Source organism: Pseudomonas sp. SCT (assembly GCF_003864275.1).
GTDB lineage: Bacteria > Pseudomonadota > Gammaproteobacteria > Pseudomonadales > Pseudomonadaceae > Stutzerimonas > Stutzerimonas stutzeri_AE.
This window is the reverse complement of sequence record NZ_BDJA01000007.1, coordinates 154,189-180,050: the sequence shown is the minus strand read 5'-3', so window position 1 is coordinate 180,050 and position 25,862 is coordinate 154,189. Positions and strand designations below refer to the sequence as shown.

General features: G+C 64.3%; 22 protein-coding genes. 10 read left to right on the top strand and 12 right to left on the bottom strand.

The window, feature by feature from the left end; translation table 11 throughout:
- Positions 1–195 precede the first annotated feature (195 nt).
- The 8 genes from BHD08_RS18025 to BHD08_RS17985 all read left to right on the top strand — a co-directional run bounded on the left by BHD08_RS18025 (position 196) and on the right by BHD08_RS17985 (position 9,625).
- Complete coding sequence (locus BHD08_RS18025; protein ID WP_125023967.1) at positions 196–942, top strand: gamma-glutamyl-gamma-aminobutyrate hydrolase family protein; 747 nt, start codon at positions 196–198, stop codon at positions 940–942.
- A 41-nt stretch (positions 943–983) separates the two neighbouring features.
- Entirely contained in the window at positions 984–2,342 is a 1,359-nt protein-coding gene (locus BHD08_RS18020) for a glutamine synthetase family protein (RefSeq protein WP_015278909.1), read from the top strand.
- Positions 2,343–2,427: 85 nt separating this feature from the next.
- Positions 2,428–3,786, top strand: a complete 1,359-nt coding sequence (locus BHD08_RS18015) for an aspartate aminotransferase family protein (protein WP_125023965.1) — start codon at positions 2,428–2,430, stop codon at positions 3,784–3,786.
- A gap of 217 nt (positions 3,787–4,003) precedes the next feature.
- The gene (locus BHD08_RS18010; RefSeq protein ID WP_015278907.1) at positions 4,004–5,101 is read left to right on the top strand and encodes a polyamine ABC transporter substrate-binding protein; all 1,098 of its coding nucleotides are present in this window, start codon (positions 4,004–4,006) and stop codon (positions 5,099–5,101) included.
- 264 nt (positions 5,102–5,365) lie between these two features.
- Entirely contained in the window at positions 5,366–6,451 is a 1,086-nt protein-coding gene (locus tag BHD08_RS18000) for a polyamine ABC transporter substrate-binding protein (RefSeq protein WP_015278906.1), read from the top strand.
- Positions 6,452–6,601: 150 nt separating this feature from the next.
- Positions 6,602–7,753: a polyamine ABC transporter ATP-binding protein gene (gene potA / locus BHD08_RS17995; protein WP_015278905.1), complete on the top strand. Its 1,152-nt coding sequence runs from the start codon at positions 6,602–6,604 to the stop codon at positions 7,751–7,753.
- On the top strand, positions 7,750–8,646 hold the full coding sequence (locus tag BHD08_RS17990) for an ABC transporter permease subunit (RefSeq protein ID WP_125023962.1): 897 nt from the start codon (positions 7,750–7,752) through the stop codon (positions 8,644–8,646). Before potA ends, BHD08_RS17990 begins: the two co-directional genes overlap by 4 nt.
- A 76-nt stretch (positions 8,647–8,722) precedes the next feature.
- On the top strand, positions 8,723–9,625 hold the full coding sequence (locus BHD08_RS17985; protein WP_125023960.1) for an ABC transporter permease subunit: 903 nt from the start codon (positions 8,723–8,725) through the stop codon (positions 9,623–9,625).
- A 201-nt stretch (positions 9,626–9,826) separates the two neighbouring features.
- Here BHD08_RS17985 and BHD08_RS17980 read toward each other — a convergent pair whose 3' ends face one another.
- From BHD08_RS17980 to BHD08_RS17955, 6 genes are all read right to left on the bottom strand, one after another.
- Positions 9,827–11,083 carry an NnrS family protein gene (locus tag BHD08_RS17980; protein WP_125023958.1) on the bottom strand — a complete coding sequence of 419 codons (1,257 nt, stop codon included), beginning with the start codon at positions 11,081–11,083 and terminating at the stop codon, positions 9,827–9,829.
- Positions 11,077–11,901, bottom strand: a complete 825-nt coding sequence (locus tag BHD08_RS17975) for an ABC transporter ATP-binding protein (protein WP_125023956.1) — start codon at positions 11,899–11,901, stop codon at positions 11,077–11,079. The genes BHD08_RS17980 and BHD08_RS17975 overlap by 7 nt, the downstream gene beginning before the upstream one ends.
- A complete protein-coding gene (locus BHD08_RS17970) occupies positions 11,898–12,689 on the bottom strand; it encodes an ABC transporter permease (RefSeq protein WP_125023954.1) in 792 nt (263 codons plus the stop codon). The genes BHD08_RS17975 and BHD08_RS17970 overlap by 4 nt, the downstream gene beginning before the upstream one ends.
- Positions 12,686–13,678: an ABC transporter substrate-binding protein gene (locus BHD08_RS17965; protein ID WP_125023952.1), complete on the bottom strand. Its 993-nt coding sequence runs from the start codon at positions 13,676–13,678 to the stop codon at positions 12,686–12,688. The genes BHD08_RS17970 and BHD08_RS17965 overlap by 4 nt, the downstream gene beginning before the upstream one ends.
- On the bottom strand, positions 13,678–15,741 hold the full coding sequence (locus BHD08_RS17960; protein ID WP_125023951.1) for a TonB-dependent siderophore receptor: 2,064 nt from the start codon (positions 15,739–15,741) through the stop codon (positions 13,678–13,680). Before BHD08_RS17960 ends, BHD08_RS17965 begins: the two co-directional genes overlap by 1 nt.
- Positions 15,742–15,852: 111 nt before the next feature.
- Complete coding sequence (locus BHD08_RS17955) at positions 15,853–16,422, bottom strand: DUF6436 domain-containing protein (RefSeq protein ID WP_125023949.1); 570 nt, start codon at positions 16,420–16,422, stop codon at positions 15,853–15,855.
- Positions 16,423–16,507: 85 nt separating this feature from the next.
- On the opposite strand from BHD08_RS17955, the gene BHD08_RS17950 reads away from it, so the two are divergent.
- The gene (locus BHD08_RS17950; RefSeq protein ID WP_125023947.1) at positions 16,508–17,446 is read left to right on the top strand and encodes an alpha/beta hydrolase; all 939 of its coding nucleotides are present in this window, start codon (positions 16,508–16,510) and stop codon (positions 17,444–17,446) included.
- A gap of 6 nt (positions 17,447–17,452) precedes the next feature.
- On the opposite strand, the gene BHD08_RS17945 is transcribed toward BHD08_RS17950, so the two are convergent.
- Entirely contained in the window at positions 17,453–18,217 is a 765-nt protein-coding gene (locus BHD08_RS17945; RefSeq protein WP_125023945.1) for a hypothetical protein, read from the bottom strand.
- 154 nt (positions 18,218–18,371) lie between these two features.
- On the opposite strand from BHD08_RS17945, the gene BHD08_RS17940 reads away from it, so the two are divergent.
- A complete protein-coding gene (locus BHD08_RS17940) occupies positions 18,372–18,980 on the top strand; it encodes a 2OG-Fe(II) oxygenase (RefSeq protein ID WP_125023943.1) in 609 nt (202 codons plus the stop codon).
- Between the two features lie 67 nt (positions 18,981–19,047).
- Here the strand turns inward: BHD08_RS17940 and dctM are convergent, their stop codons facing one another.
- From dctM to BHD08_RS17915, 5 genes are all read right to left on the bottom strand, one after another.
- A complete protein-coding gene (gene dctM, locus BHD08_RS17935) occupies positions 19,048–20,328 on the bottom strand; it encodes a C4-dicarboxylate TRAP transporter large permease protein DctM (protein WP_125023941.1) in 1,281 nt (426 codons plus the stop codon).
- Positions 20,328–20,954 carry a TRAP transporter small permease gene (locus tag BHD08_RS17930; protein WP_015278892.1) on the bottom strand — a complete coding sequence of 209 codons (627 nt, stop codon included), beginning with the start codon at positions 20,952–20,954 and terminating at the stop codon, positions 20,328–20,330. The genes dctM and BHD08_RS17930 overlap by 1 nt, the downstream gene beginning before the upstream one ends.
- A 261-nt stretch (positions 20,955–21,215) precedes the next feature.
- Positions 21,216–22,211, bottom strand: coding sequence for a C4-dicarboxylate TRAP substrate-binding protein DctP (dctP, locus tag BHD08_RS17925; RefSeq protein WP_015278891.1), 996 nt, complete (start codon positions 22,209–22,211; stop codon positions 21,216–21,218).
- A gap of 344 nt (positions 22,212–22,555) precedes the next feature.
- The gene (locus BHD08_RS17920; protein ID WP_125023939.1) at positions 22,556–23,950 is read right to left on the bottom strand and encodes a sigma-54 dependent transcriptional regulator; all 1,395 of its coding nucleotides are present in this window, start codon (positions 23,948–23,950) and stop codon (positions 22,556–22,558) included.
- A complete protein-coding gene (locus BHD08_RS17915; protein WP_125023937.1) occupies positions 23,947–25,752 on the bottom strand; it encodes an ATP-binding protein in 1,806 nt (601 codons plus the stop codon). The genes BHD08_RS17920 and BHD08_RS17915 overlap by 4 nt, the downstream gene beginning before the upstream one ends.
- Positions 25,753–25,862 lie beyond the last annotated feature (110 nt).

Below are 25,862 nucleotides of genomic sequence, written 5' to 3'. Positions count from 1 at the left end.
TCTTGGAGTCAATCGAAAAGCCGGTTCACTGTCAAGAGTAGCCCGCCAGCGCCCCATGAGTGCCCACAACAGGCCTTTTTTGGGGCATCTACAGCGCGCTGAAGTTATAGCTCGCCGAGCTAATGCTCGGGCTATTGTCTATAAAAATGAACAAGACTACTCTCCGGTATGCCTTATCCGAACGACGAGTATCCCATGTCGCGCAAGCCTCTGATCGGCGTTTCCGCCTGTACCAGGCAGATCGGCCACCACAGCTTTCACATCGCCGGTGACAAGTACCTGCGTGCTGCAGCGATCGCCGGCGTGCCGCTGGTGATTCCGGCGCTGGATGAGCTGATCGACCCGGCGACGCTGCTGGAAAGCTTCGACGGCCTGTTGTTCACCGGCTCGCCGTCGAACGTCGAACCCCATCATTATGGCGGGCCGGCGACCGACGCCGGCACCCATCACGATCCGCTGCGCGATCGCCTCACCCTGCCGCTGATCCGCGCCGCGGTCGAGGCCGGCATTCCGGTGTTCGGTATCTGTCGTGGCTTCCAGGAAATGAACGTGGCCTTTGGTGGCAGCCTGCATCAGAAGGTTCACGAAGCCGGGCCTTACCAAGACCACCGCGAGCGCCCCGATGATCCGCTGGACGTGCAATATGGCCTCAGCCATGCGCTGCATGTGCAGCCCGGCGGCCTGCTCGAGCGACTCGGCTTGCCGGCGCAGATCCAGGTCAATTCCGTGCACGGTCAGGGTGTCGAGCGACTCGGCGGTGGCCTGCGCATCGAAGCCTTGGCACCGGACGGGCTGATCGAGGCATTTTCCGTCGAGCAGGCACGCAGCTTCGCCCTCGGCGTACAGTGGCATCCGGAATGGCAGGTTCACGAGCACCCGCATTATCTGGCGCTGTTCAGGGGCTTCGCCGAGGCGTGCGAGGCCCGCGCCCGGCAACGCTGACGGCCGACCCTGGCGGCTCTCCCCAGCAAATTGAGGTCAACATGAGTATCCAGCTCGACCAGCTCACCGGCTGGCTGAAAGAACACAAGATCACCGAAGTGGAATGCCTGATCAGCGACCTGACCGGCATCGCCCGCGGCAAGATTTCACCCACCAACAAATTCCTCGGCGAGAAGGGCATGCGCCTGCCGGAAAGCGTGCTGCTGCAGACCGTGACCGGTGATTACGTCGAGGATGACATCTACTACGAGCTGCTCGACCCGGCAGACATCGACATGTTCTGCCGGCCCGACCCGAACGCCGTATTCCTCGTGCCCTGGGCCATCGAGCCGACCGCCCAGGTGATCCACGACACCTACGACAAGATGGGTAACCCCATCGAGCTGTCGCCGCGCAACATCTTGAAGCGCGTACTGAAGATGTACGCCGATCGCGGCTGGCAACCCATCGTCGCGCCGGAGATGGAGTTCTACCTGACCAAGCGCTGCGAAGACCCGGATCTGCCGTTCCAGCCGCCGATCGGCCGCTCCGGCCGCCAGGAGACGGGTCGCCAGTCGTTCTCCATCGATGCCGCCAACGAATTCGACCCGCTGTTCGAGGACATGTATGACTGGTGCGAGGCTCAGGGCCTGGACCTGGATACCCTGATCCACGAAGAAGGCACCGCGCAGATGGAGATCAACTTCCGTCACGGCGAGGCGCTGCACCTGGCCGACCAGATCCTGGTGTTCAAACGCACCATGCGCGAGGCAGCGCTCAAGCACAACGTCGCCGCCACCTTCATGGCCAAGCCGATGACCGGCGAGCCGGGCAGTGCGATGCACCTGCACCAGAGCGTCATCGACCGCAACACCGGGCGCAACATCTTCTCCAACGAAGACGGCTCCATGAGCCAGCTGTTCCTGCACCACGTCGGCGGCCTGCAGAAGTACATCCCCGAACTGCTGCCGATGTTCGCGCCGAACGTCAATTCGTTCCGCCGCTTCCTGCCGGATACCTCGGCGCCGGTGAACGTCGAGTGGGGCGAAGAGAACCGCACCGTGGGTCTGCGCGTGCCGGATTCCGATCCGCAGAACCGTCGCGTCGAGAACCGCCTGGCCGGAGCCGACGCCAACCCTTACCTGGCCATCGCCGCGAGCCTGCTGTGCGGCTACATCGGCATGGTCGAGCAGCTGCCGCCGAGCCAGCCGGTCAAGGGCCGCGGTTACGAGCGGCGCAACCTGCGCCTGCCGCTGACCCTGGAAGCGGCGCTGGAACGGATGGAAACCTGCCGCGAGCTGGAGAAATACCTGAGCCCGAAATTCATCACCGGCTACGTCGCGGTCAAACGTGCCGAGCAGGAGAACTACCACCGGGTGATCAGCTCATGGGAGCGTGAATTCCTGATGCTGTCGGTGTAGGGCCGCTTCCGCCGGAACCGGTCGTAGGGTGGATGACGCTTTTCTCGTCCACCGAACATGCACGAACTTTATCGAGAGGTGACTGATGAGCGATTCGCAAACCCTGCACTGGCAAGCGCTGAGCCGCGACCATCATCTGCCGCCGTTCACCGATTACAAGGCGCTGAACGCCAAAGGCACGCGCATCATCACCAAGGCCTCCGGCGTCTACCTGTGGGACAGCGAAGGGCACAAGATCCTCGACGCCATGGCCGGGCTCTGGTGCGTCAACCTCGGCTACGGTCGCGAGGAGCTGGTCGAGGCCGCGACCAGGCAGATGCGCGAGCTGCCGTACTACAACCTGTTCTTCCAGACCGCCCATCCGCCGGCCGTGGCGCTGGCCAAGGCGATCGCCGACATCGCGCCGGCCGGGATGAATCATGTGTTCTTCACCGGCTCCGGCTCGGAAGCCAACGACACCGTGCTGCGCATGGTGCGCCATTACTGGGCGATCAAGGGCCAGCCGGCGAAGAAGGTGGTCATCGGCCGCTGGAACGGCTACCACGGCTCGACCATCGCCGGCGCCAGCCTTGGTGGCATGAAGGCCATGCACGAACAGAGTGACGGCCCGATTCCCGGCATCGAGCATATCGATCAGCCCTACTGGTTCGGTGAAGGCGGCGACATGAGCCCGGAAGAGTTCGGCGTGCGCATCGCCGACCAGCTGGAGCAGAAGATCCTCGAAGTTGGTGAGGACAAGGTCGCCGCCTTTATCGCCGAGCCGATCCAGGGCGCCGGCGGCGTGATCATCCCGCCCGAGAGCTACTGGCCGCGGGTCAAGGAAATCCTCGCGCGCTACGACATCCTGTTCATCGCTGACGAGGTCATCTGCGGCTTCGGCCGTACCGGTGAGTGGTTCGGCAGCGACTACTACGGCCTCGAGCCGGACCTGATGCCGATCGCCAAGGGCCTGACTTCGGGCTACATCCCCATGGGCGGCGTCATCGTGCGCGACGAAGTGGTGCAGACGCTCAACGAAGGCGGCGAGTTCTACCACGGCTTCACCTACTCGGGGCACCCGGTGGCCGCCGCGGTGGCGCTGGAGAACATCCGCATCCTGCGCGAGGAGAAGATCGTCGAGCGGGTGAAGACCAAGACGGCACCCTATTTGCAGTCTCGCTGGCAGGAGCTGCTCGACCATCCGTTGGTGGGTGAGGCGCGTGGCGTCGGCCTGCTCGGCGCGCTGGAACTGGTGAAGAACAAGAAGACCCGCGAACGCTTTGCCGACCCCGGCGTAGGCATGCTCTGTCGCGAGCACTGCTTCCGCAACGGCCTGGTCATGCGCGCGGTTGGCGACACCATGATCATCTCGCCGCCGCTGGTGATTAGCGAGGAGCAGATCGACGAGCTGATCGGCAAGGTGCGTCTGTGTCTGGATGCAACGGCCAAGGATGCGCTGGGCTGAGCGTGCGGCAGTTGGCGGCAGCTGAGCTAAGGTTGTCGATTGCACACGGCTATGCGTTCGGCTTGTTGAAAAAAAGCCTCTGACCTTGCCAGACTGCGCGCGTGCTGGAAGCCAGACCTACCAAGGGGTGTGTCGATGCCGGCACACCCAGGCCGCCGCGCTGTTCATGGCCTGTTCCACTGCCCCGACATTAATGATGACAACAGGAGCTGCACGGATGAATCCCTTCGCCAAGACCCTACTTGCCATGACGCTGGCCGGCACCGTTGCCGGGGCTGCGCAGGCCCAGGAAAAGGTACTGCACGTCTACAACTGGTCCGACTACATCGCCGAAGACACCCTGGAGAACTTCACCAAGGAAACCGGCATCAAGGTCGTCTACGACGTCTTCGACAGCAACGAAGTGCTGGAAGCCAAGCTGCTGGCCGGCAGCTCCGGTTATGACGTGGTGGTGCCATCCAACCCGTTCCTGGCCAAGCAGATCAAGGCTGGCGTGTTCCAGAAGCTGGACAAGTCCAAGCTGCCGAACTGGGAAAACCTCGACAAGGACCTGCTCAAGGCGCTGGAGCCGAGCGACCCGGGCAACCAGTACTCGATCCCCTACATGTGGGGCACCATCGGCATCGGCTACAACGTCGACAAGGTCAAGGCCGTGCTGGGCGACAACGCACCGGTGGACTCCTGGGATCTGGTGTTCAAGCCGGAAAACATCGAGAAGCTGAAGTCCTGCGGCGTCGCTTTCCTCGACTCGCCGACCGAGATGCTGCCGGCCGCGCTGCACTATCTGGGTTATGCGCCGGACAGCGGCAAGGCTGACGAGCTGAAGAAGGCCGAAGACCTGTTCATGCAGATCCGTCCGCATGTCGCCTACTTCCACTCCTCCAAGTACATCTCCGACCTGGCCAACGGCAACATCTGCGTGGCCATCGGTTACTCCGGCGATATCTACCAGGGCAAGTCGCGCGCCGAGGAAGCGGCCAACGGTGTCAACGTCGGCTACAAGATTCCGAAAGAAGGTGCCGGCAGCTTCTTCGACATGCTGGCGGTGCCAGCCGATGCCAAGAACGTCGAAAGCGCCCATGCCTTCATCAACTACCTGATGAAGCCGGACGTGATGGCCTCGATCACCAACTACGTGCAGTTCCCCAACGGCAACGCCGCGGCCACCCCGCTGCTGGATGAAGCCATCCGTACCGACGAGGGCATCTACCCGAGCCAGGCGGTGCTGCAAAAGCTCTACACCTTCCCCGATCTCGATCCGAAGACCCAGCGCGCCATGACCCGCAGCTGGACCAAGATCAAATCCGGGCGTTGATTCAGCCGCTCGTGTCGGGTCGCATCAGGCATGCGTACCCGACAGGGGAGGCCGGTCAACCACCACCGTCCCGGTTGCGTGCCGGGGCGGGCGTTGCGCGGAATGGCAATGCGAAAGCGTCCGGCGGCGGTTCAGGTTTCCCGCTCATTCCCGCCACTGCACCGGCAATTACACCAAATCTGTTGATTTTCAGAGGTTTTTCCAATAAACAGCCCGCCTTTCCCGCCGGGATCACGCGCGGCCTGTAACAAGAGGACTCATCCCATGCGCTCGACCCTCAAGTCGCTGCTCGTCGCCGCTGCCATGACCGGTGCCGCGACCGCCCAGGCTGCCTCCGTGCACATCTACAACTGGTCGGATTACATCGGCGAAACGACGCTGGAGGAGTTCGAGAAGGAGACCGGCATCAAGCCCGTCTACGACGTCTTCGATTCCAACGAAACCCTCGAAGGCAAACTGCTCGCCGGCCGCAGCGGCTACGACGTGGTGGTGCCTTCCAACCATTTCCTCGGCAAGCAGATCCGTGCCGGTGCGTTCCAGGCATTGGACAAGAGCAAGCTGCCGAACTGGGAACACCTCGACCCGGCACTGCTCAAGCAACTGCAGAAGAACGATCCCGGCAACGCGCATGCCGCGCCCTACCTGTGGGGCACCAATGGCATCGGCTATAACGTCGAGAAGGTCAAGGCAGCCCTTGGCGTCGATGAAATCGACTCCTGGTCAGTGATTTTCGAGCCGGAGAACGCGGCAAAGCTGGCCAGCTGCGGCATCGCCTTTCTCGACTCGGCTGATGAGATGATCCCGGCCATGCTCAACTACCTCGGGCTGGACCCCAACAGCGAGAACGCCGCGGATTACCAGAAGGCCGAAGAGAAGCTCCTGGCTGTGCGTCCGCATGTGCGTTATTTCCACTCCTCCAAGTACATTTCCGATCTCGCCAATGGCAATATCTGCGTCGCCGCCGGGTTCTCCGGCGATGTGTTCCAGGCTGCGGCCCGCGCCGAGGAAGCGGGCAAGGGCATCGAGATCGCCTACGCCATTCCTGCGGAGGGTGCCAACCTCTGGTTCGACATGCTGGCCATCCCCGCCGATGCCAGCAACGTCGAGGAAGCCCATGCGTTCATCAACTATCTGCTGCGCCCCGAAGTAATCGCCGCGGTGAGCGACTATGTCGGTTACGCCAACCCCAATCTCAAGGCAGGCGAGCTGATGGACCAAGAGGTGCGCGAGGACGCTTCGGTGTATCCGCCGCAGGAGGTGCTGGATCGCCTGTATGTCTCGGCCGAGCTGCCGCCGAAGATCCAGCGGCTGATGACGCGTACCTGGACCAAGGTGAAGTCCGGCAAGTGAATCCCGCAGTCCGTTCCATTTCGTCCACGGTGCTTCCAGGACGAAGCGGGGTGGGCTGAACGAGGGGCGCGTCCGGTGACGCGCTCGTTGCAACGACCACTAGATACCCGGCTCAGGCCGGCCAACCTTTTTCATTTCGGGAGTTCGCGCATGGCCGTTGCCTCCAGCGCCTACAAGAAAGCCCTCAGTGGCCAGAGCAAGAACAAGCAGGTGCTGCTCAAGATCGATCGGGTCACCAAGAAGTTCGACGAAACGGTGGCGGTCGATGACGTGTCGCTGAGCATCCATCAGGGCGAGATCTTCGCCCTGCTCGGCGGCTCCGGCTCGGGCAAGTCGACCCTGCTGCGCATGCTCGCCGGCTTCGAGCGGCCCACCGAGGGGCGCATCTTCCTCGATGGCCAGGACATCACCGACATGCCGCCCTACGAGCGGCCGATCAACATGATGTTCCAGTCCTACGCGCTGTTCCCGCACATGACGGTGGAGCAGAACATCGCCTTCGGCCTCAAGCAGGACGGTCTGCCCAAGGCGGAGATCGAGGAGCGGGTCAAGGAAATGCTCGGCCTGGTGCAGATGACCCAGTACGCCAAGCGCAAGCCGCATCAGCTCTCTGGTGGCCAGCGCCAGCGTGTCGCCCTGGCGCGCTCGCTGGCCAAGCGCCCGAAGCTGCTGCTGCTCGACGAGCCGATGGGCGCGCTGGACAAGAAGCTGCGCTCGCAGATGCAGCTGGAGCTGGTGCAGATCATCGAGCGCGTCGGCGTGACCTGCGTGATGGTGACCCACGATCAGGAAGAGGCCATGACCATGGCCGAACGCATTGCCATCATGCACCTGGGCTGGATTGCCCAGGTCGGCAGCCCGATGGACATTTACGAGACTCCGGCGAGCCGGCTGGTCTGCGAGTTCATCGGCAACGTCAACCTGTTCGATGGCGAGCTGATCGAAGACATGGGCGACCACGCCGTCATCGCCAGCCCAGGCCTGGAAAACCCGATCTATGTCGGTCACGGCATCAGCACCCGTGCCGAAGACAAGCAGATCACCTACGCGATTCGCCCGGAAAAGCTGCTGATCGGCACCGAACTGCCGGAGCTGGAGCGCCCCGGCTACAACTGGGCCAAGGGCGTCGTCCACGACATCGCCTATCTTGGCGGCCATTCGGTGTACTACATCAAACTGCCGTCCGGCGGTGTGCTGCAGGCCTTCATGGCCAACACCGAGCGCCACGTGAAGCTGCCAACCTGGGAGGAAGAGGTGTACGTCTACTGGTGGGATGACAGCGGCGTGGTGCTGCAGGCATGAAGCGCTCGCCGTTGAATAGCGGGCGCCGACTGGTCATCGGCGTGCCCTTCCTCTGGCTGTTCCTGTTCTTCCTGCTGCCGTTCGCCATCGTGCTGAAGATCAGCTTCGCCGAAGCCGATGTGGCGATACCGCCATATACCGACATCTTCGCCTACGCCGACCAGCAGCTGCAGGTACTGATCAATCTCGGCAACTACATCTTCCTCAGTGAAGACGAGTTGTATCTGGCGGCGTATCTGGGCTCGCTGAGGATCGCCTTCTTCAGCACGCTGCTCTGCCTGCTGATCGGCTATCCCATGGCCTATGCGATCGCCCGGGCGCGCAAGGATCTGCAGACGGTGTTCCTGCTGCTGATCATGATGCCGACCTGGACCGCCATCCTGATCCGCGTTTACGCCTGGATGGGCATCCTCAGCAGCAACGGCCTGCTCAATAGCCTGCTGCTCGGCATCGGGTTGATCGACACACCGCTACAGATCCTCAACACCGATATCGCCGTGTATATCGGCGTGGTCTATTCCTACCTGCCGTTCATGATCCTGCCGCTCTACGCCAATCTGGTTAAGCACGACCCGAGCCTGCTGGAGGCTGCATCCGACCTGGGCGCGCGCAACCTCACCAGCTTCTGGAAGATCACCGTGCCGCTGTCGAAGAACGGCATCATCGCCGGCTGCATGCTGGTGTTCATCCCGGTGGTGGGCGAGTTCGTCATCCCCGAATTGCTCGGCGGCCCGGAGACACTGATGATCGGCAAGGTGCTCTGGCAGGAGTTCTTCAACAACCGTGACTGGCCGGTGGCCTCGGCGCTGGCGGTGGTGATGCTGGCGATCCTGCTGATCCCGATCATCCTGTTCAACCGCAACCAAGCCAAGGAACTGGAGGGCAAGCTATGACCTACTCGACTCGCTGCCTGCCCTGTTCAACCGGCTCTTCATCCACAAGCATGGCCAAGGAACTGGAGGGCAAGCTATGAAGCGCTGGAGCTTTTCCAATCTGATCCTGGTGCTCGGGTTGCTGTTCATCTACCTGCCGATGGTGATTCTGGTCATCTACTCGTTCAACGCCTCGCGGCTGGTGACGGTGTGGGGTGGCTGGTCGCTGAAGTGGTACGCCGGGCTGCTCGACAACTCGCAGCTGATGGGTGCGGTGATGCGCTCGCTGGAAGTCGCCGCCTATACCGCGATTGCCGCCGTGGCGCTGGGCACCATGGCCGCCTTCGTCCTCACGCGCATCCCGGTGTTCCGTGGCCGCACGCTGTTCGGTGGCCTGGTCACCGCGCCGCTGGTGATGCCCGAGGTGATCACTGGTCTGTCGCTGCTGCTGCTGTTCGTCGCCATGGCGCAACTGGTCGGCTGGCCGGCCCAGCGCGGGTTGGTGACCATCTGGATCGCCCACACCACCTTCTGCTCGGCCTACGTTGCGGTGGTGGTGATGGCGCGTCTGCGTGAGCTGGACCTGTCCATCGAGGAAGCGGCGATGGACCTCGGCGCACGGCCGTGGAAGGTGTTCTTCCTGATCACCATGCCGATGATCGCGCCGTCGCTGGCCGCTGGCGGCATGCTCTCCTTCGCCCTGTCGCTGGACGATCTGGTGCTGGCGAGCTTCGTTTCCGGTCCCGGCTCGACCACCCTGCCGATGGAGATCTTCTCCGCCGTGCGCCTGGGCGTGAAACCGGAGATCAACGCGGTGGCCAGCCTGATCCTGCTCAGCGTGTCGCTGGCGACCTTCCTGGCCTGGTACCTCACCCGCCGCGCCGAGAAGCGCCGCGTCCGCGCGATGCAGCAGGCGATGGATGAAACCACTGGCAAGTCCACCTGGCGTCAGGTGATCGACAGCCGCAAGGTGCTGATACCGCCCTCGGCGCATAGTTGAGGATGGTCTGAGCCGCAAAACGAAAGGGCGCATCGATGCGCCCTTTTCGTTTCTGGTAGTCCGTCCCGCAATTGCGCTGGAGCAGTAGGGTGGATAACGCGAAGCTTATCCACCGCCGTGCCTTTCCGGCGCCGAGTGCGCATTCATGGCTCGGTTGTCTGCTCTCCTGCAATGAATATCTCGTAAGGCGCCGATCACCACTCAGGTCCGGCAACCCGACCCCATGCTGTGTTCGTCCTGTGGCTCGTCGCATCCCGCACCACCATCCGGGCGCGGGCGCAGCCAGATTGGTGCCAGGTAGCGTAACGCCAGGGCAAAGGCAGTCAGCCAACCGAGCCCGGCGAGCATGTTCAGCAGCGGCACGGGCGCGCCCGGCAGCCCCGCACTGGCACGCAGCAGCGCAGCAAGTATCAGCAGGCCGGTGGCGATCGGCACCCATGGCCGTTGATCCAGCGCATAACCGCTGTGGGTACGCCCGGCGATGCACAGCACCGCGAGAATCGACACGCCCATGGCCCCGACTGTCAGCAGATGACGACCCGCGCTGCTGGCGTAACCGTCGGCGAGCAGTGATACGCCCAGCGCGCCATAGCCCAGCGCCATCAGCCAGTAGACGCTGTAGAGCATCAGCGCCCAGCGTTCCAGCAACGCGCGCCCGATGTGCCAGTCGTTGAGCAGGTTGAACATGGCGGCGGCTGCGGCCAGGGCCAGCCAGCCGTTTAGCGGGGCCGGCAGAGTCAGCCATTCGGCGAGGGTGAAGAGGCTGATGCAGAAGATCGCCAGGTTGCGCCGTGGCGGGCGCGCGCGGTAGTCCTCGTCCACATCGTGCCCAGCATCCCGGCGTGCCTGGATGGCATCGTTGAGGATGCGCATGGAGATTCGGCTCATGGCCACCACGATCAGCACCATCATCACGCCGGCCGTCGCATGCAGCCAGCGCATCGGGTACTGGCCGCTGACGGCATCGATATTGAAGCCGACAGTCACCAGCGCCAGCGCGACGAGTCCGCCGAAGAAGCCGTGCTGCCGGCGCAACGGATCACCCAGTAGGCGCGGTGCGAGCAGCACAAGCAGCGCAATGGCGAAGGCACTGTTGCACAGCGCCGCCGGCCACGGCCCGACGACGCCGGAAAGCCAGAAGCTCAGCCGAGCCGCTAGCCACAGCAGTAGAAAGCCGAAACCTACCTGCCGACCGAATGCCGCGGTGGCGGTAAATTCCGGCACCGCGGTGAGGACGAAGCCGGCGACTGCCGCAAGGCCAAAGCCGAGCAGCATTTCGTGGGCATGCCAGACCAGCGGACCGCCCGGCACGCCTGGCAGCGGTATCCCGAACCCGAGAAAACCCAGCCAAAGTGCAATGCCAGACACCGCCAGCAGCACGGTGGCGAGAAACAGCGGACGGAAGCTGCATAGCAGCAGCGGCCAGTTGGCGAGTCGCGGTGATAAGAACTTCAGCATCGTGAGCGCGCTCTGCTGGCGGTGAGGGGAACCGTCGTCTCTTGCAGGGTTGCCCTGTTGCTGTGCGGCAACGTCTGTTGAGCGCGGCTGGCCAGGCCGAAACTCTTTCGCACGGCGGGCAATTGCAGCAGTTCGGCGGTCTGCTGGTAGATCCAGATATCGCTGCGCTGCACGGCTGGCAGATCCAGCTCCAGGTGACTGACGATGCGCCCCGGCGCCGCCGCCATGACCAGGATGCGGTCGGCCAGACGCACGGCTTCCATCAGGTCGTGGGTGATCATCAGCACGCCCATGCCGCGCGCGGCCTGCTCGGCCAGCAGCAGGGCATAGAGGTCTTCCTTGAGGCCGATATCCAGCGCGGCGAAGGGTTCGTCGAGCAGCAGCAGATCCGGCTGCAGCACCAGCGCGCGCGCCAGCGACACACGGCTCTGCATGCCGCCGGAAAGCTGGTGCGGAAACTTGCCGAGATCGCCTGCGGCCAGGCCCAGGCGCAGCGCGAGGGAGCTGGCCTGCTGCAGGCGTTGCTGTCGCGGTATGCCTGCCGCCTTGAGCCCCAGGGCGATGTTGTCGAGCGTGGTTTTCCACGGCAGCAGCCGCGGTTGCTGGAACATGCTGGCGGGGTTGCCGAAATCGTTGTCGATGCGTCCTTCCTGCACGTCCAGCAGCCCGGCACAGAGGTGCAGCAGAGTGGTCTTGCCGCAGCCGGAGGGGCCGACCAGGGCGACCACTTCGCCCGCCGCCAGGTTGAAGTCGATGCCGCTGAAGATCTCGTCGCGACCGAAGGCGTGGGCCAGGCCGTGGATGTGCAATTGCGTCATGAAGACACCTCGCGCCAGCGCTCGACTTCGCGCTTGATCGGTTCCAGCAGCAGGTACTCCACCGCCAGCAGCAGGCCGACCACCGCGGTGATCCAGGCCATGGTCGCGCTGGTATCCAGGTGCGAGCGCGACACCGCCAGCGCGGCGCCGACGCCATCCTGGGTGGCCAGCAATTCGGCCATCACCACGATCTTCCAGGCCATGGCGAGCGCGGTGATCCAGGCGGGGAACAGGTAGGAGACGACGTGCGGCAGATAGACATCGAGCAACAGCATCCGCCGCGGCAGGCGAAATGCCAGGGCCATGTCCTTGAGCTGGTTGTCCAGCGTACGGGTGCCTTGCAACGCACCGACGAACACCAGTGGAAAGCTGGCGATGAACACGGTGAACACCGGGGTGCCGTCACTGGCGCCGAACCAGAGCATCGCCAGTACCAGCCAGGCGATTGGTGGCATGCCCATGAGCACGGTAACCAGTGGCCGCGCCATCATCGAAGCGGTCATGGAGACACCGGCGGCGAGCCCGAGCACGCTGCCGACCGCCACGGAAAGAGCAAAGCCGAGCAGCGCCCGGCGACTGGTGGCCAGCAACTCCGGCCAGGCGGCACCTTCATCGATCAGCTGGAGCAGGCGGACAAAGGTCTCCAGCGGCGTAGGCAGCACCAGCGCGCCATAGTGACTGGCCACTGCCTCCCAGCCGGCCAGCAGCAGAAACAGGCTGGCCAGTGCGCCCCAGCCGCTCCACAGATAGCCGGGCAGGCCGGCCAGCCAGCTGCGCAGGAGGCTCATGGCTGATCGCTGACTGGCGAGTAGAAGTCATCGGCCGGCAGTTTGCCGCCGATCAGCGCCGGATTCTTCTTCAGCAGCAGCTCGAACAGATACTCGACTTCCACCCGCGCGTCGGCGGCGGGCACGGCGTCCATCTGCGCCACGGCCAATGAGTCGGTTACCGCTTCGGCGCTGAGCATCGGCAGATGCTTGGCGACCAGCTGCCCGCAGCGTTCGGCGTTGGCGCTGCACCATTGCAGCGAGTCGGCGTAGGCCTGGGCAATCCGTGCGGCGATCTGCGGCTGGTCCTTCACGCTGGCCATCAGCGCGATGCCCGCCTGCGGGATGCGTGCTTCGCGTTGCAGCAGGCGGCCCCACTCCTGTTGCAGGTCGACACTGCGATACAGATCCGGCGCGACCAGTCCCAGCGGCCCTTCGCTGGCCTTGCGCAGGGCCATGGATATGGCCGGCTCGGCCAGCAGGGCATGGTCGGTACGACGCATCAGCAGCAGCTGCATGGCGTCGATCGGGGTGGCGACGTAGCGCAAACGCAGATCCTTGCGCACATCGATGCCGGCACGCTCGGCCAGCAGGCCGAATAGGATGTCCGGCATGTCGCCGCGGAACGGCATGGCGATTTCCTTGCCGCGCAGGTCGTCGAGGGTGCTCAGGCCCTGCTCGCGGGATACCAGCCAGAGCAAGCCCCAGGTCGAAACGTTGAGCATGCGCAGCTTGGCGCCGCGGTTGTACAGGTTGGCGGCGACGTTGACCGGCATGGCCAGCACGTCTGCCTGCTCGTTCAGCGCCAGCAGGCGCAGCTGGTCGGGATCGCGCCAGCTGACGAATTCCACCTTGTCCGCCAGGTCGTCCAGTGCGCCGGATTCGACCATGTGGATCAGCGGGTTCGATACCGACGAGGAAGGGCCGGCCAGGACCAGGCGCGGCAGCTTGTCCGCCAGCGCTGGTGCTCCAGCCGCCAGCAGAACGGCCATCAGTAGGTGGCGCAGCATCAGAAGCTCCCGCTCAGCGCGACGGTGATGCCGCGCCCGGATGCTTCCAGCTCGTTGCCGCTGATGCCGTCAGCCAGATGCTCGTGGTAGGTCTTGTCGAACAGGTTGCTAAGGCGCGCGTCGAGGTTGGCAGTCTGCAGCACGCCGATCTTGCCGAAGCCCCAGCCGAGGCTGGCATCGGCAGTAACGAAGCCTGCGGTACGGTCCTCGCCGCCGCGGGTGAACTCGGTCGCTACACGATCCTGCTCCGCGACGGCACGCAGCTGCGCATGCCAGTAGAGGCCGCGCTCGGCTGGCTGGCCGATGCCCAGGGTCAACTCGTGGGCTGGCATCTGGTGCAGTGGTTCGTCGTCCTGTTTGTTCTCGCCGCGCAGCCAGGTGAAGCTGCCGTCCACCACGAAGGCGCCGACACCCTTGCTGGCACTGCCTTCGAGGCCGTAGATCACCACTTTGTCGAGGTTCTCGGTGCGCTTGATCGGCAGCCCATTGGGCGCGTTGGTGCCGGTCACGCGGCCGGCGATGTAGTCGTCGATGCGGGTGTGGAAGGCCGCCAGCTGATAGGTGAAATCGCCATCGTTACCCTTGAGGCCAAGCTCGAAGCTGGTGGAACGCTCCGGGTCCAGCTGCGGGTTGCCGACGTGGAAGTAGCCGTCGCCGCGCGGCGCGTCGTCGTAGCGCTCGCGCATGTCGGCGGCGCGGTAGGCCTGGCCGACGTTGGCGTAGAGGTTGAGGGTGTCAGTCAGCGGATGCAGCGCGCCCAGCGACCACGACAGGTTGTGGTCGGTGCTGTCCAGGCCGCTGGTTGTAAATGAAGGACCGTTGCCCTTGGCTCGGGCGTCGGCGCTGACGCGGTCGTAGCGGGCGCCGGCCGTCAGGCGCGTCTGGCCGAGGTCGAATTCATCCTGCACGAACAGTCCGTAGGATTCGATCTCGGCATCCTTGAAGGGGTCGTTGCGCTGGTTGTTGTTGAAGGTCGGCGGGCCATCCACGTAGCGTTCCGGATCACCGGTCATCTTCCAGCCGTCGACGCCCACCGTCAGCAGGTGATCGGCGACAGGCACCACCCAGCTCGAGCGCAGCCCGTGGGTGATGAAGCTGACGTTGTTGCGTACGTAGTCGCGATCGAGCCGTTCGGAGTAGGCGCGGATCTCCCGGTAGACCTCCTGACGATAGAGATCGGTGGTCAGGGTGCCTTCACCGAGGCCGTTCTCCAGGCCGATCTGGAACAGCTCGCGCTGTTGTTCCGGCGAGTGGATGGTCGCGGTGCCGAGTGGCACAGGGATGCCGGCGCCACCCGGCTGGCCGCCGGTACGCGCGGAGCCCGGATACCAGACGTCACGATCAGTGTGGCGCTGGACGTTCAGATTGACGCTGATATCCTCGGCCAGGCGCTGCTTGTACTTGAGCAGCAGGGTATCGGAGCTGTAGCCGGTGTTCTCTTCGGTACCGTTGGGGCTCTTGTAGTCGTTGACCTTGCGCCCGGCAACGCCCAGCACCAGCGCATGATCGCTGCTGGAGTCGCGCAGCAGCGTAGCGCCGGTAAAGCCCTTGTCGACGCTGCTGGCGCTGGTGGAGAAACGTCCGCTGCGCTCGTCCTGCTCGGTGAAGCGTGCCTGCGGCGTGATCAGGTTGACCACCCCGCCCATGGCCCCGCTGCCGTACAGCACCGAGCCCGGCCCCTTGACCACCTCGGCGCGCTCCAGCAGGCCGAGATCGAGCATGGAGGCCAGCGAGCCCTGCGGCTGGCCGGAGTTGACCCGTACGCCGTCGACCATCAGCACCACGCTTTCCTTCTTCATACCGCGTAGCACCGGGTTCTGGCCCCAAGCGCCGTCGCTGTGCACGGCCAGGCCCGGCTTGCCGCGGAACAGGCTGCCGGCCGGCGCTGCCGATTCAGTTGGCTGTGCCTGCAGGACCTCGATGGCTTGCGGAATGTCCTGCGTTGCGGCCTCGTAGCCCTTGGCGGTGACGACCGTTTCCTGCAACTCCAGGGGCGCGGCGAGTGCGGAAGAGGTGCTGACGGCTAGGCAGGCCAGGGCGAGCGGGTGAAGGCGAAGAATCATCGAGCGGCTCCCAGGTGGTTCGTCGGCTGCGAAACCGACTGGATGGGAGCGATTCTCGTTTAGTTGATAATAATTATCATTTGATCGGGATCAAGTTTGCCACTCGCCGCCTTATTGTTGCCAGTCGCAAAAGCAGGCCACGGCCAGCGAATGCGTGGCGCGCACCTTGCGCCCGGCGAGTACCGCATCGAGGATTGGCTCGACGAAGCTGTTGTCCGAGCTGCACACAGCGCCCTCGCTGTAAGGCCCGATATAGACCAGCTCACCGCTCTGGTCCCAGATGCCCACGGCAGGACTGGCCGGCAGTTGCTCGGAGCCGGGCAGGGTGCCAAGGGGTCTGAGCGACGCCAGCGGCTGCGGCAGGCGGCCCTTACTGCCCGGCTTGCGTACTTCGTAGAACTCGACGGGCCGCCCGGCGAAGCGCTTCAGCAGCTCTTCCAGATGCTGCTGGTTGCCGACGTTGCACGGACAGCTCGGGTCCCAGAAATGTACGAAACGCACCGGCCCAGGGCCCTGCAGGTCCGCCGGCAGACGCAACGCGTCGCCGGAGAACAGCTCGGCGCGCTCGCCGTCGAAGGTGCGCAGGTAGCGCGCCTCGAACCACCAGAACGCAGCCAGCATGGCGCCGCCCCAGAGCAGGGCGATCAGGGCGGCGATCAGGTATTTGCGACGAGCACTCATGGCAGGCTCCGATGTGGGTGCGCAAGCTTGCCATGACGCGGCGCAGAGCTGAATATCCCGGGTCCCAACCGCTTAAAGAAAGTCCATGCCTTCGCGTATCCAGCCTGATCGACTGCGCAACAGTCTGCCTGCCCTGGCGGATGCAGCTGACATCTCCGCCGAAACGCTGCACTACCAGGCTTACTACGGCCTGGACATGCCGCACCGGCGCAATGTGCAGCGCCGCCTGGGGCGCTTTCGCGTGCACGATTATGACGTGGTTGCGCAGGCCTGGTGGCCCGAACAGCCTCACGCCAGCCTGCTGATCCTGCATGGCTACTACGACCATATGGGCCTGTACCGGCATGTGGTCGATTGGGGGCTGGAGATGGGTTTCGCCGTGCTCGCCTGCGACCTGCCGGGCCACGGTCTGTCCAGCGGTCCGCGGGCCAGCATCAACGAGTTCGATGAATACCAGGCGGTACTCAGCGGGCTGTTCGAACAGGCGCGTCAGCTCGATCTGCCACGACCCTGGCATCTGCTCGGGCAGAGCACCGGCGGTGCCATCGCGCTGGATCACCTGCTGCACCAGGCCGACAACCCGGATCTGGGCCGCACCATCCTGCTGGCGCCGTTGATTCGGCCGCGTGCCTGGTTGCGCTCGCGCATCAGCTACGAATTGCTGCGACGCTTCGTACAGCAGATACCGCGCACGTTCAGCGAGAATTCCGGCGATCCGAGCTTTCTGGAATTCGTTCAGAGCCAGGATCCGCTGCAGCCGGACATCCTGCCCACGGCCTGGGTCGGCGCGCTGTCACGCTGGATTCCGCGTATTGAAGGGGCGGCGGGCAGCAGGCACTCGCCGCTGATCATCCAGGGCGAGGCGGACATGACGGTGGACTGGCAGTACAACCTGCCGATCCTCGAACGCAAGTTCGCTGGCGCCGAGGTTCTGCGTCTGCCCGAGGCGCGCCACCATCTGGTGAACGAGCGCGAGGAGCTGCGCCGTGCCTACTTCGATTTCCTGCGCGAGCGGCTGAAGTAGCGCCGCTCAGATACCCTGCTGCGGCTCCAGATCAGCGCCGCTCATGCCCACCGCCAGCCCGGCTCGCAGCGCCTGCAGCGCAGCCTGATAGTAGGCTTTGCCTGCGTCCGATTGGGCGAACTGCACGTATTCTTCCAGCTCGGCATCGGACAGATCGCGATAGACGAAAAGCAGCGTGTTGTCGAGATCGGCCTCGATCTGCTCGATCATCCGCTTGCGTTGGCTGCTCAACAGGCTCTGCGCCTGATTGCCACCGAGCAGGCCGGGAATCATCTGGCTCAGGCTGTCGGCGGCGACACCGGCCAGCGCCAGACTGACCTCCGCCCCGGCCTCGCTGGCCGGGATGGCCTGGGCCAGATGGCGAATCAGCAGCTGACGGTTGCTTTCGGCCGTCACCCGCGGCAAGCCGTTGGTATGGCGCGCCAGCTGCTCGCGGCGTGCCGCCAGCACTTCGGCAGAGACGATCTTGCGGCCGAGCGTCGACTGGAAGAACTCCAGCGCCGGTTGCGGCTGCGGCAGATGCTCGCGCAGCGCCTGCTGTGCACGCTGGTCGATGGCATGGGCGGCGAAGCGGCGGTTGCTATTGGTCACCAGCGCCTGGAATACCGCTGGCGGCAGGGTGTCCTTGTAGCGCTGCTGGGCGGCGGTCAGCGCATCGGCGAAATTGGCCTGCTGTTCGGTCCAGCCAGCGGTTTCGTACAGCTCTTGATAGGTGTCGGCGAAGCTGGCGAAGCTGAAGGTCAGCAGTACACAGGCTAAAAGGGCGCGCATGGAAGCTCCTGTCTGGCGGGCGGTTCATTTTCGGTGCCCCGACGCATGCTTGTCGAGGCGCGCGAGCGCTGCTGCGATATGGCGCAGTGCCTTGGCTTGTAGCGGAGTCTCTACAGCCCCTAGACTCGTTCAGTATCCCTTCGGAGTCACTTCCTTGCAGTTTTCTTCGATCATCGATGACCTGGCCGAGCGCGGCTGGTCGCTGCAGAGTTCTTTTCTTCCCAGTGATGTGACCCACAAGCTGGCCGACGAGTGCCGCAGGCGCGAGGCCGAGGGTGCCCTGGCACCGGCCGGCGTAGGCCGCGGCGAGGCGCAGGCGGTGCGCGAAGGCATTCGCAGCGACCATATCCAGTGGTTGGAGCCTGGCCAGGCGGCGGTCTGCGATCAGTATCTCGGGGTGATGGACGAGTTGCGTCAGCAGCTCAACCGCGAGCTGTATCTCGGCCTGGAAGAGTTCGAATGCCATTTCGCCTTCTACCCGCCCGGCGCCTTCTACCAGACCCATCTGGACCGCTTTCGCGACGATGACAGCCGTTCGGTGACCGCGGTGCTCTACCTCAACCCGGGCTGGCAGGCGGCCCATGCCGGCGAGTTGCGCATGCACATGCCCGATGGCTCGCAGCTGGACGTACCGCCGCTGGCCGGCAATCTGGTGATGTTTCTCTCCGGCGATTTTCCTCACGAGGTGCTGGTCACCCAGGCTGATCGCCTGTCCCTGACCGGCTGGTTCCGCCGGCGCCCGGCGGACGTTCTCGCCCTCTGACGCACCTGTTCTCCAGGCGAAAAAAAGCCCGGCACGGGCCGGGCTAAAGGGAAGTAATTGCTCCGCGCTACATGCCAAGCATGTTTGGCAGCGCCAGCGAAATCGACGGCACGTAGGTGATGATCACCAGGAAGCTCAGCATCAGCGCCAGCCATGGCAGCACTGCACGGATCACCTGGGTCACCGGCATGCCCGTTACCGCCGAGGCGACGAACAGGTTCAAGCCCACCGGTGGCGTGATCAAGCCGATCTCCATGTTGACCACCATGATGATGCCCAGGTGGATCGGGTCGATGCCCAACTGAATGGCGATCGGGAACAGGATCGGCGCGAGGATCAGGATGATCGCCGATGGCTCCATGAAGGCACCGGCGATCAGCAGCACGATGTTCACCACCAGCAGGAACATCCACGGCTGCAGGCCGGCCTCGATGACCCAGGCGGTAATCGCCTGCGGAATCTGTTCGGTGGTCAGCACGTGGGCGAACAGCATGGCGTTGGCGATGATGAACATCAGCATGATCGACAGCTTGCCGGATTCCAGCAGCACCTTCGGGCAGTCGCGCAGGGAGATGTCCTTGTAGACGAATAGCGCGACGAAGGCCGAATACACCGCCGCCACCGCCGCCGCTTCGGTCGGGGTGAACATGCCGGAGTAGATACCGCCGAGGATGATCACCATCAGCAGCAGGCCCCAGATCGCCTTGCGTGCAGCGGACAGCCACTCGCGGAAGGTCGCGCGCGGCAGGGCCGGCAGGTTCTTTTTCACTGCGATGATGTAGATCGCGATCATCAGCGCGCCGCCGAGCAGGATGCCTGGCACAACACCGGCCATGAACAGCTTGCCCACCGACGTCTCGGTTGCGGCGGCGTAGACCACCATGACCACCGACGGTGGAATCAGGATGCCCAGCGTACCGGCGTTACAGACGATGCCGGCACCGAACGCCTGCGGGTAACCGGAGCGCACCATGCCGGCGATGGCAATGGAGCCGACCGCGGCTACGGTGGCTGGCGACGAACCGGAGAGTGCGGCGAACAGCATGCATGCCAGTACCGCGCCGATCGCCAGGCCGCCACGGATGTGGCCGACGCAGGCGTTGGCGAAGTCGATCAGGCGCCGCGCCACACCGCCGGTGGTCATGAAGGCACCGGCGAGAAGGAAGAACGGGATGGCCAGCAGGGTGTAGTGCTCGGAGGTCTCGAACAGCTTGATTGCCAGCGAGCGCACCGAGTCCTGGCTGAAGATCATGATGGTCAGCGAACCGGCCAGGCCGAGGGATACGGCCACCGGCACGCCGATGAACATCAGCACGAAGAGGGCGACGAACAGGAACAGAATGGTCATTACTTGGGCTCCTCTTCGCCGTGCTTGAGCGCATCGGCCGCTTCATCGGCGAGGCCGAGGCCGGTCTGCTCGTTGCGCAGGATACGCACGAAGATTTCGGCGAAACGGATGAACACCATGGCGAAGCCGAACGGCACGATCATGCCGATATGCCATTGCTTGACGCCGATGTGGCCCAGATCTTCCGCGCCGATGTTGGCGATGAACAGGGTCTGGATCCATTCGAAACTGGCCACGGTCAGCAGGCCGGCATAGCCCAGGCAGAGCAGGCAGGCGATGATGCCGATGATGCGCTGGATGTGTCGCGGTGCCAGCTTGACCAGTGCATCGACACCGATGTGGCCAGCGGTGCGCACGCCATAGGCGAGGCCGGAGAAGATCAGCCAGGCGAACAGCGCCTTGGTCAGCGCGGTGCTCCAGGTCATGGCCTGGGCCAGGCCGATGATGAAATCACCGATGGCGAACCAGAAGTCGGCGCTGCCTTCGAACCGGTCGCCCAGGTTGTAGAAGAGCGTGTAAAGATTGTTGAGGATCACGTAGACGAAGGTCACCAGTGTCATGGCGGCCAACAGAAAGGCGATAAAACCTTCCTCGAAGTGGTCCCAGACGCGCCAGAGGGCGTTCATGGATGACATCTCCCGATGGACTGCTGTTGTGCGAAGGCAGCACGAGGTGCGCCGTGAACCAGCCGGGGCGGGCTGGCAGACAGAGCAATGAAAAACTCTTGTTGTCACTGTCGAAGCGGCGTAGCCGGGGGATCACCTTGGCCTGGCCTGTCTGCCCTTGGTGCGGGCTTCGCCTTCGTCAGCTGCTATGTTTTTTCACTGAGCTGTCGGGTGTTTCGGGTGGTGCAGCAAAGGGGCGGAGTACCCGCCCCTCGGCAAGGCTTAGTTAGCCTGGTTGGCTGCTTCGGCGGCCTTGATCAGGTCAGCACCGATCTCGCCTTCGAACTTCTTCCAGACCGGCTTCATGGCTTCACGCCACATTTCGCGCTGCTCCGGAGTCAGGTTGATGATCTCGGTGGTGCCAGCGTCGACGATGCGCTGCTTGTCGGCCTGGTTCAGCTCGTCAGCCTGCTTGTTCACCGCGACGGTCACTTCGTTCAGGATGCTTTCCAGCTCGCTGCGAACGTCAGCCGGCAGACCGTTCCAGAACTTGGTGTTGGTGATCACCATGTAGTCCAGCAGGCCGTGGTTGGACTCGGTGATGTACTTCTGCACTTCGTGCATCTTCTGCGAGTAGATGTTCGAGTAGGGGTTCTCGGCACCATTCACCACGCCAGTCTGCAGGCCCTGGTAGACCTCGGCGAAGCTCATCTTGCGCGGGTTGGCGCGCACGGCCTTGAACTGCTCGTCCAGTACGGCGGAAGCCTGTACGCGGAATTTCAGACCACGGGCATCCTTCGGCTCGCGCAGCGGCTTGTTGGCCGACAGCTGCTTCATGCCGTTGTGCCAGTAGCCCAGACCGGTGATGTTCTTGTCTTCCATGGAGCGCAGCAGGCTCTGGCCGGCTTCGCCTTTCTGGAAGCGGTCGACTGCCGCGATATCGTCGAACAGGAACGGCAGGTCATAAACCTGAACGCCCTTGGAGTAGTGTTCGAACTTGGCCAGCGACGGTGCGATCAGCTGAACGTCGCCCAGCAGCAGGGCTTCCATTTCCTTGCCATCGCCGAACAGCGAGGAGTTCGGGTAAACCTGTACCTCGACCTTGCCGGCCAGACGCTCTTCCACCAGTTTCTTGAACATCAGCGCGCCCTGGCCTTTCGGCGTGTTCTCGGCGACGACGTGGGAGAACTTGATGGTGATCGGGTCAGCCGCGTGGGCCAGACCGGCGATGCTCAGCGACAGGGCGCATGCCAGCGCCTTGGCAGTCAGTTTGAACATTGATGTTTCCTCTTGTTGTGGGTGGGAGGCCGCAGGGCATCCCGGCAGTAACCAGCTGGGCAAGTCTAGGCGCAATGTCCAGGTTGCGATGGGTGATCGCCACTCGTTCCGTCCGGTTCATTGAGTTTCAGGAGCAATGCCTGTGCCAACCGCCGGCAGAGCAACCTGTGGGCAGGGAGTTTACCCAGCAACAGATGAAGGTTTGAATGGCAGATTGCCAACAAGCGCGTCTAGGTCGCACCTTTGCGGGGTTCACCCTGCGCGGGAGGGGTACGCCAGAGGCCGGCGCAGGACGCGGCAGCCAGATGCTCTAGCCGAGGATCTAAATGGCGGGTTTCCGCCATCTAGTCGTTTTCATCCGGCGAGCTTCCGCCAGCATCGCTGAAATTCAGGCCGTGTTTGCGCAGCTTGTCATGCAGCGTCTTGCGCGGCACGCCGAGCGCCTCGGCGACGCTGCGCAGCGAGCCGTGGGGACGGTTCAACTCGGCGGCGATCAGTGCGCGCTCGAACGCCTCGACCTGTTCGCTCAGGTTGCCAGTGCTGGCAACACTGCTGGTCGGTTCGGCGCCTGGCTGATCCAGCCCGAGACCGAGACCCAGGGCGAAGCGCTCGGCAGTATTCTGCAGCTCGCGCACGTTGCCCGGCCAGGCGTGGCGCAGCAGGGCAGCCCGCTGTTCCGGCTGCAGTTCGCGGATCGGCAGGCCGTGGCGCTGGGCACCCGCCTCGGCAAAGTGCTGGAACAGCAGGAGGATGTCCTCGTTGCGCTCGCGCAGCGGCGGAATTCCCAGCGGTGCCACGTTGAGGCGGTAGTACAGGTCAGCGCGGAACCGACCCTGGTCGGCGGCCACGCGCAGATCCTCCTTGGTTGCCGCGATGACGCGAATGTCCAGCGCGATCGACTGGTTGCCGCCGAGCCGTTCGACCACCCGCTCCTGCAGCAGCCGCAGCAGCTTGACCTGCACGTCCAGGCTCATGCTCTCGATCTCGTCGAGGAACAGCGTGCCGCCGTTGGCGAACTCGAACTTGCCGATGCGCCGTTTCTGCGCGCCGGTGAAGGCACCGGGCTCGTGGCCGAACAGCTCGCTTTCCACCACCGACTCGGCCAGCGCACCGGCGTTGATCGCGACGAACGGACCGTTTCGCCGGTTGGAGAGGTCATGCAGGGCGCGCGCCACCACCTCCTTGCCGGCGCCGGTCTCGCCGAGGATCAGCACGTCGGCCTGGGTTCCAGCCAACGCGCCGATCTGCTCGCGCAGGCGCAGCATCGCCTTGGATTGGCCGAGCAGGCGCGCCGACAGCTGCTGACGGTCGGCCAGCGCCAGGCGCAGCGAGCGGTTGTCCAGGACCAGTTGGCGCAGCGCCAGAGCACGGCGCACGCTGTCCAGCAGCGCCTCGCTGGGGAAGGGTTTTTCCAGAAAATCGTAGGCGCCAGCGCGCATGGCCTGCACCGCCAGCTGGATATCGCCATGCCCGGTGATCAGGATCACCGGCAGCTCGCTGTCGCGTGCGCGCAGTTGCTGCAGCAGTTCCAGACCGTCGATTCCCGGCATGCGGATGTCGCTGACCACCACTCCCGGCCAGTCGGCCGGCAGGCGCGCGGCCAGCTCACGAGCGTCGCCCAGGCTGGCCACTTTGAGCCCTGCGAGGTCGAGTGTCTGGCTCAGCGCCTGGCGCAGGTGCGGATCGTCGTCGATCAACAGCACCTGGGTCTGGGCGCTGATCGAATGCTCGCTGCTCATTGAAAATGGTCCTCGGTGGGGAAGGCGATGCCCGGTTCGGCACTGCGCAGAAACAGGCCAAGCTGTGCGCCGCCCTCGGGATGGTTGCTCATGCGCAGCTCGCCGCCAAGGGCGCGGGTGAGGGTATCGCAGATTGCCAGACCCAACCCCAGGCCCTGGGCGCTGGTCTTGGTGGTGAAGAACGGTTCGCGGGCGCGCTGCAGTGCTTCATCGCTGAAGCCGGGGCCGTTGTCGCGCAGGCTGAGCAGCACGCCGTCGCCCTGCTGTTCGGCGCGTAACCAGATGCGCCGCGGCGGTGGTCGCTCGGTCAGTGCGTCGAGGGCGTTGGCCAGGAGGTTGGCGAGAATCTGCCGCAGCCGGGTTTCGCCAGCCTGCACCCACAGCGTCGCCTCCGGCAGATCGCGGATCAGCTCGACGCCCATGGCCTGCCGACGCTTGGCCAGTAGCGCGAGGGCATCATCCAGCGCCGGCTGCAGCGCCACCCGCTCCGGCGCATGCTGATCACGGCGGGCAAAGGCGCGCAGGTGGGCGATGATCGAGGCCATGCGCGCGGTCAGTTCGCTGATCAGTCGCAGGTTGTCGCGTGCTTCGGCGTTGCGCTGGTGGTCGAGCAGCACCCCGGCGTTATCGGCATAGCTGCGGATCGCCGCCAGCGGTTGGTTGAGTTCGTGGCTGATGCTCGCCGACATAGTGCCCAGCGCCGACAGCTTGCCGGCTTGCAGCAGCTCGTCCTGCGCGCGGACCAGTTCCTGCTGGGCCTGCTCGCGCTCGAGCACCTCGACCTTGAGCCGGCTGTTCAGCGCCTCCAGATCACGGGTGCGTTCCAGCACGCGCTGTTCCAGCTGCTGGCGCGCCTGGGCATCCAGCGCCAGCCGTTCGAGGAAATGCCGGCGGCGCTGCATCAGCAGGCCGAGCCAGAGCAGCAGCGCCAGCAGCGTCGCGGCACCAATGGCGACCACAGTGCGTACCGGGCGCTCGACCAGGTTGACCGGGGCGAGGATGCGTACCGTCCAGCCGGTTTCCTTGAGCTCACGGCTCTGGATCAGCCAGGCATTGATGTTCAGGGTCAGGTCCTGTGGGTACAGGGTGGGATAGGGCTGATCGAAGGCGATCTGCTCGCGTTCGTCGACGCCCAGCCCGCGGGTTGCGCGAAATCGCCATTCCGGACGCGAGGTGAGGATCACCACACCGAAGTTGTCGGTCACCAGCAGCTGCTCGGGCGTGCTGCCCCAGAGCGTCTCGGTGTGGTCGAGATCGACCTTGACCACCAGCACACCGAGCACCTGGTCGCCATCGCGTACCGCCGCGCCGAAGTAGTAGCCGCGCTTGCCGGAGGTGGTGCCGAGGCCGAAGAAGCGGCCGAGGCGCCCTTCCATGGCCTGGCGGAAGTAGGGGCGGAAGGCGAAATTGCGATCGACGAAACTGTCTTCCTCGTCCCAGTTGGAAGCGGCGAGGGTGTTGCCGTCGGTTCCCATGAGGTAGATCACATCGGCACCGGTCTGGTTGCGCAGGCGCTTAAGCAGCCGGTTGGCGTTGTCGCGCACCTGGGGCGAGTCCTGCTGTAGCACGGCGCGCAGGGCCGGCAAGTCGCCGAGGATGCGCGGCAGCACTTCATAGCGATTCAATGTGCCGAGCAGGTTGGCGACGTACAGATCCAGGGTCTGGCGGTTCTGTTCGGTCAGCTCGTTGCGGTAATAGCGCTCGGCGAGTTGCTGCAGCGGCCAGAGCAGAGGCGCCAGCAGCAAGGCCAGAACGGCGAGGTTGCGCCAGCGAGGGCGACGGTGAGGTTGCAGTGCGGTCATGCGTGGGCGCCTGGGTGTCCGGCGCATTATGCACGCAGAGCGTGCCGGCGTTCAGCGTCGATAGCGCTGGCCGGTCAGGCGGAACCTCTGATTGGACCTCTCAGGGCGCA

Excerpts from the sequence above, each read along its gene's own strand:
- BHD08_RS18025 (WP_125023967.1), top strand. The coding sequence starts at position 196 with ATGTCGCGCAAGCCTCTGATCGGCGTTTCCGCCTGTACCAGGCAGATC.
- BHD08_RS18020 (WP_015278909.1), top strand. The coding sequence starts at position 984 with ATGAGTATCCAGCTCGACCAGCTCACCGGCTGGCTGAAAGAACACAAG.
- BHD08_RS18015 (WP_125023965.1), top strand. The coding sequence starts at position 2,428 with ATGAGCGATTCGCAAACCCTGCACTGGCAAGCGCTGAGCCGCGACCAT.
- BHD08_RS18010 (WP_015278907.1), top strand. The coding sequence starts at position 4,004 with ATGAATCCCTTCGCCAAGACCCTACTTGCCATGACGCTGGCCGGCACC.
- BHD08_RS18000 (WP_015278906.1), top strand. The coding sequence starts at position 5,366 with ATGCGCTCGACCCTCAAGTCGCTGCTCGTCGCCGCTGCCATGACCGGT.
- potA (WP_015278905.1), top strand. The coding sequence starts at position 6,602 with ATGGCCGTTGCCTCCAGCGCCTACAAGAAAGCCCTCAGTGGCCAGAGC.
- BHD08_RS17990 (WP_125023962.1), top strand. The coding sequence starts at position 7,750 with ATGAAGCGCTCGCCGTTGAATAGCGGGCGCCGACTGGTCATCGGCGTG.
- BHD08_RS17985 (WP_125023960.1), top strand. The coding sequence starts at position 8,723 with ATGAAGCGCTGGAGCTTTTCCAATCTGATCCTGGTGCTCGGGTTGCTG.
- BHD08_RS17980 (WP_125023958.1), bottom strand. The coding sequence starts at position 11,083 with ATGCTGAAGTTCTTATCACCGCGACTCGCCAACTGGCCGCTGCTGCTA.
- BHD08_RS17975 (WP_125023956.1), bottom strand. The coding sequence starts at position 11,901 with ATGACGCAATTGCACATCCACGGCCTGGCCCACGCCTTCGGTCGCGAC.
- BHD08_RS17970 (WP_125023954.1), bottom strand. The coding sequence starts at position 12,689 with ATGAGCCTCCTGCGCAGCTGGCTGGCCGGCCTGCCCGGCTATCTGTGG.
- BHD08_RS17965 (WP_125023952.1), bottom strand. The coding sequence starts at position 13,678 with ATGCTGCGCCACCTACTGATGGCCGTTCTGCTGGCGGCTGGAGCACCA.
- BHD08_RS17960 (WP_125023951.1), bottom strand. The coding sequence starts at position 15,741 with ATGATTCTTCGCCTTCACCCGCTCGCCCTGGCCTGCCTAGCCGTCAGC.
- BHD08_RS17955 (WP_125023949.1), bottom strand. The coding sequence starts at position 16,422 with ATGAGTGCTCGTCGCAAATACCTGATCGCCGCCCTGATCGCCCTGCTC.
- BHD08_RS17950 (WP_125023947.1), top strand. The coding sequence starts at position 16,508 with ATGCCTTCGCGTATCCAGCCTGATCGACTGCGCAACAGTCTGCCTGCC.
- BHD08_RS17945 (WP_125023945.1), bottom strand. The coding sequence starts at position 18,217 with ATGCGCGCCCTTTTAGCCTGTGTACTGCTGACCTTCAGCTTCGCCAGC.
- dctM (WP_125023941.1), bottom strand. The coding sequence starts at position 20,328 with ATGACCATTCTGTTCCTGTTCGTCGCCCTCTTCGTGCTGATGTTCATC.
- BHD08_RS17930 (WP_015278892.1), bottom strand. The coding sequence starts at position 20,954 with ATGAACGCCCTCTGGCGCGTCTGGGACCACTTCGAGGAAGGTTTTATC.
- dctP (WP_015278891.1), bottom strand. The coding sequence starts at position 22,211 with ATGTTCAAACTGACTGCCAAGGCGCTGGCATGCGCCCTGTCGCTGAGC.
- BHD08_RS17920 (WP_125023939.1), bottom strand. The coding sequence starts at position 23,950 with ATGAGCAGCGAGCATTCGATCAGCGCCCAGACCCAGGTGCTGTTGATC.
- BHD08_RS17915 (WP_125023937.1), bottom strand. The coding sequence starts at position 25,752 with ATGACCGCACTGCAACCTCACCGTCGCCCTCGCTGGCGCAACCTCGCC.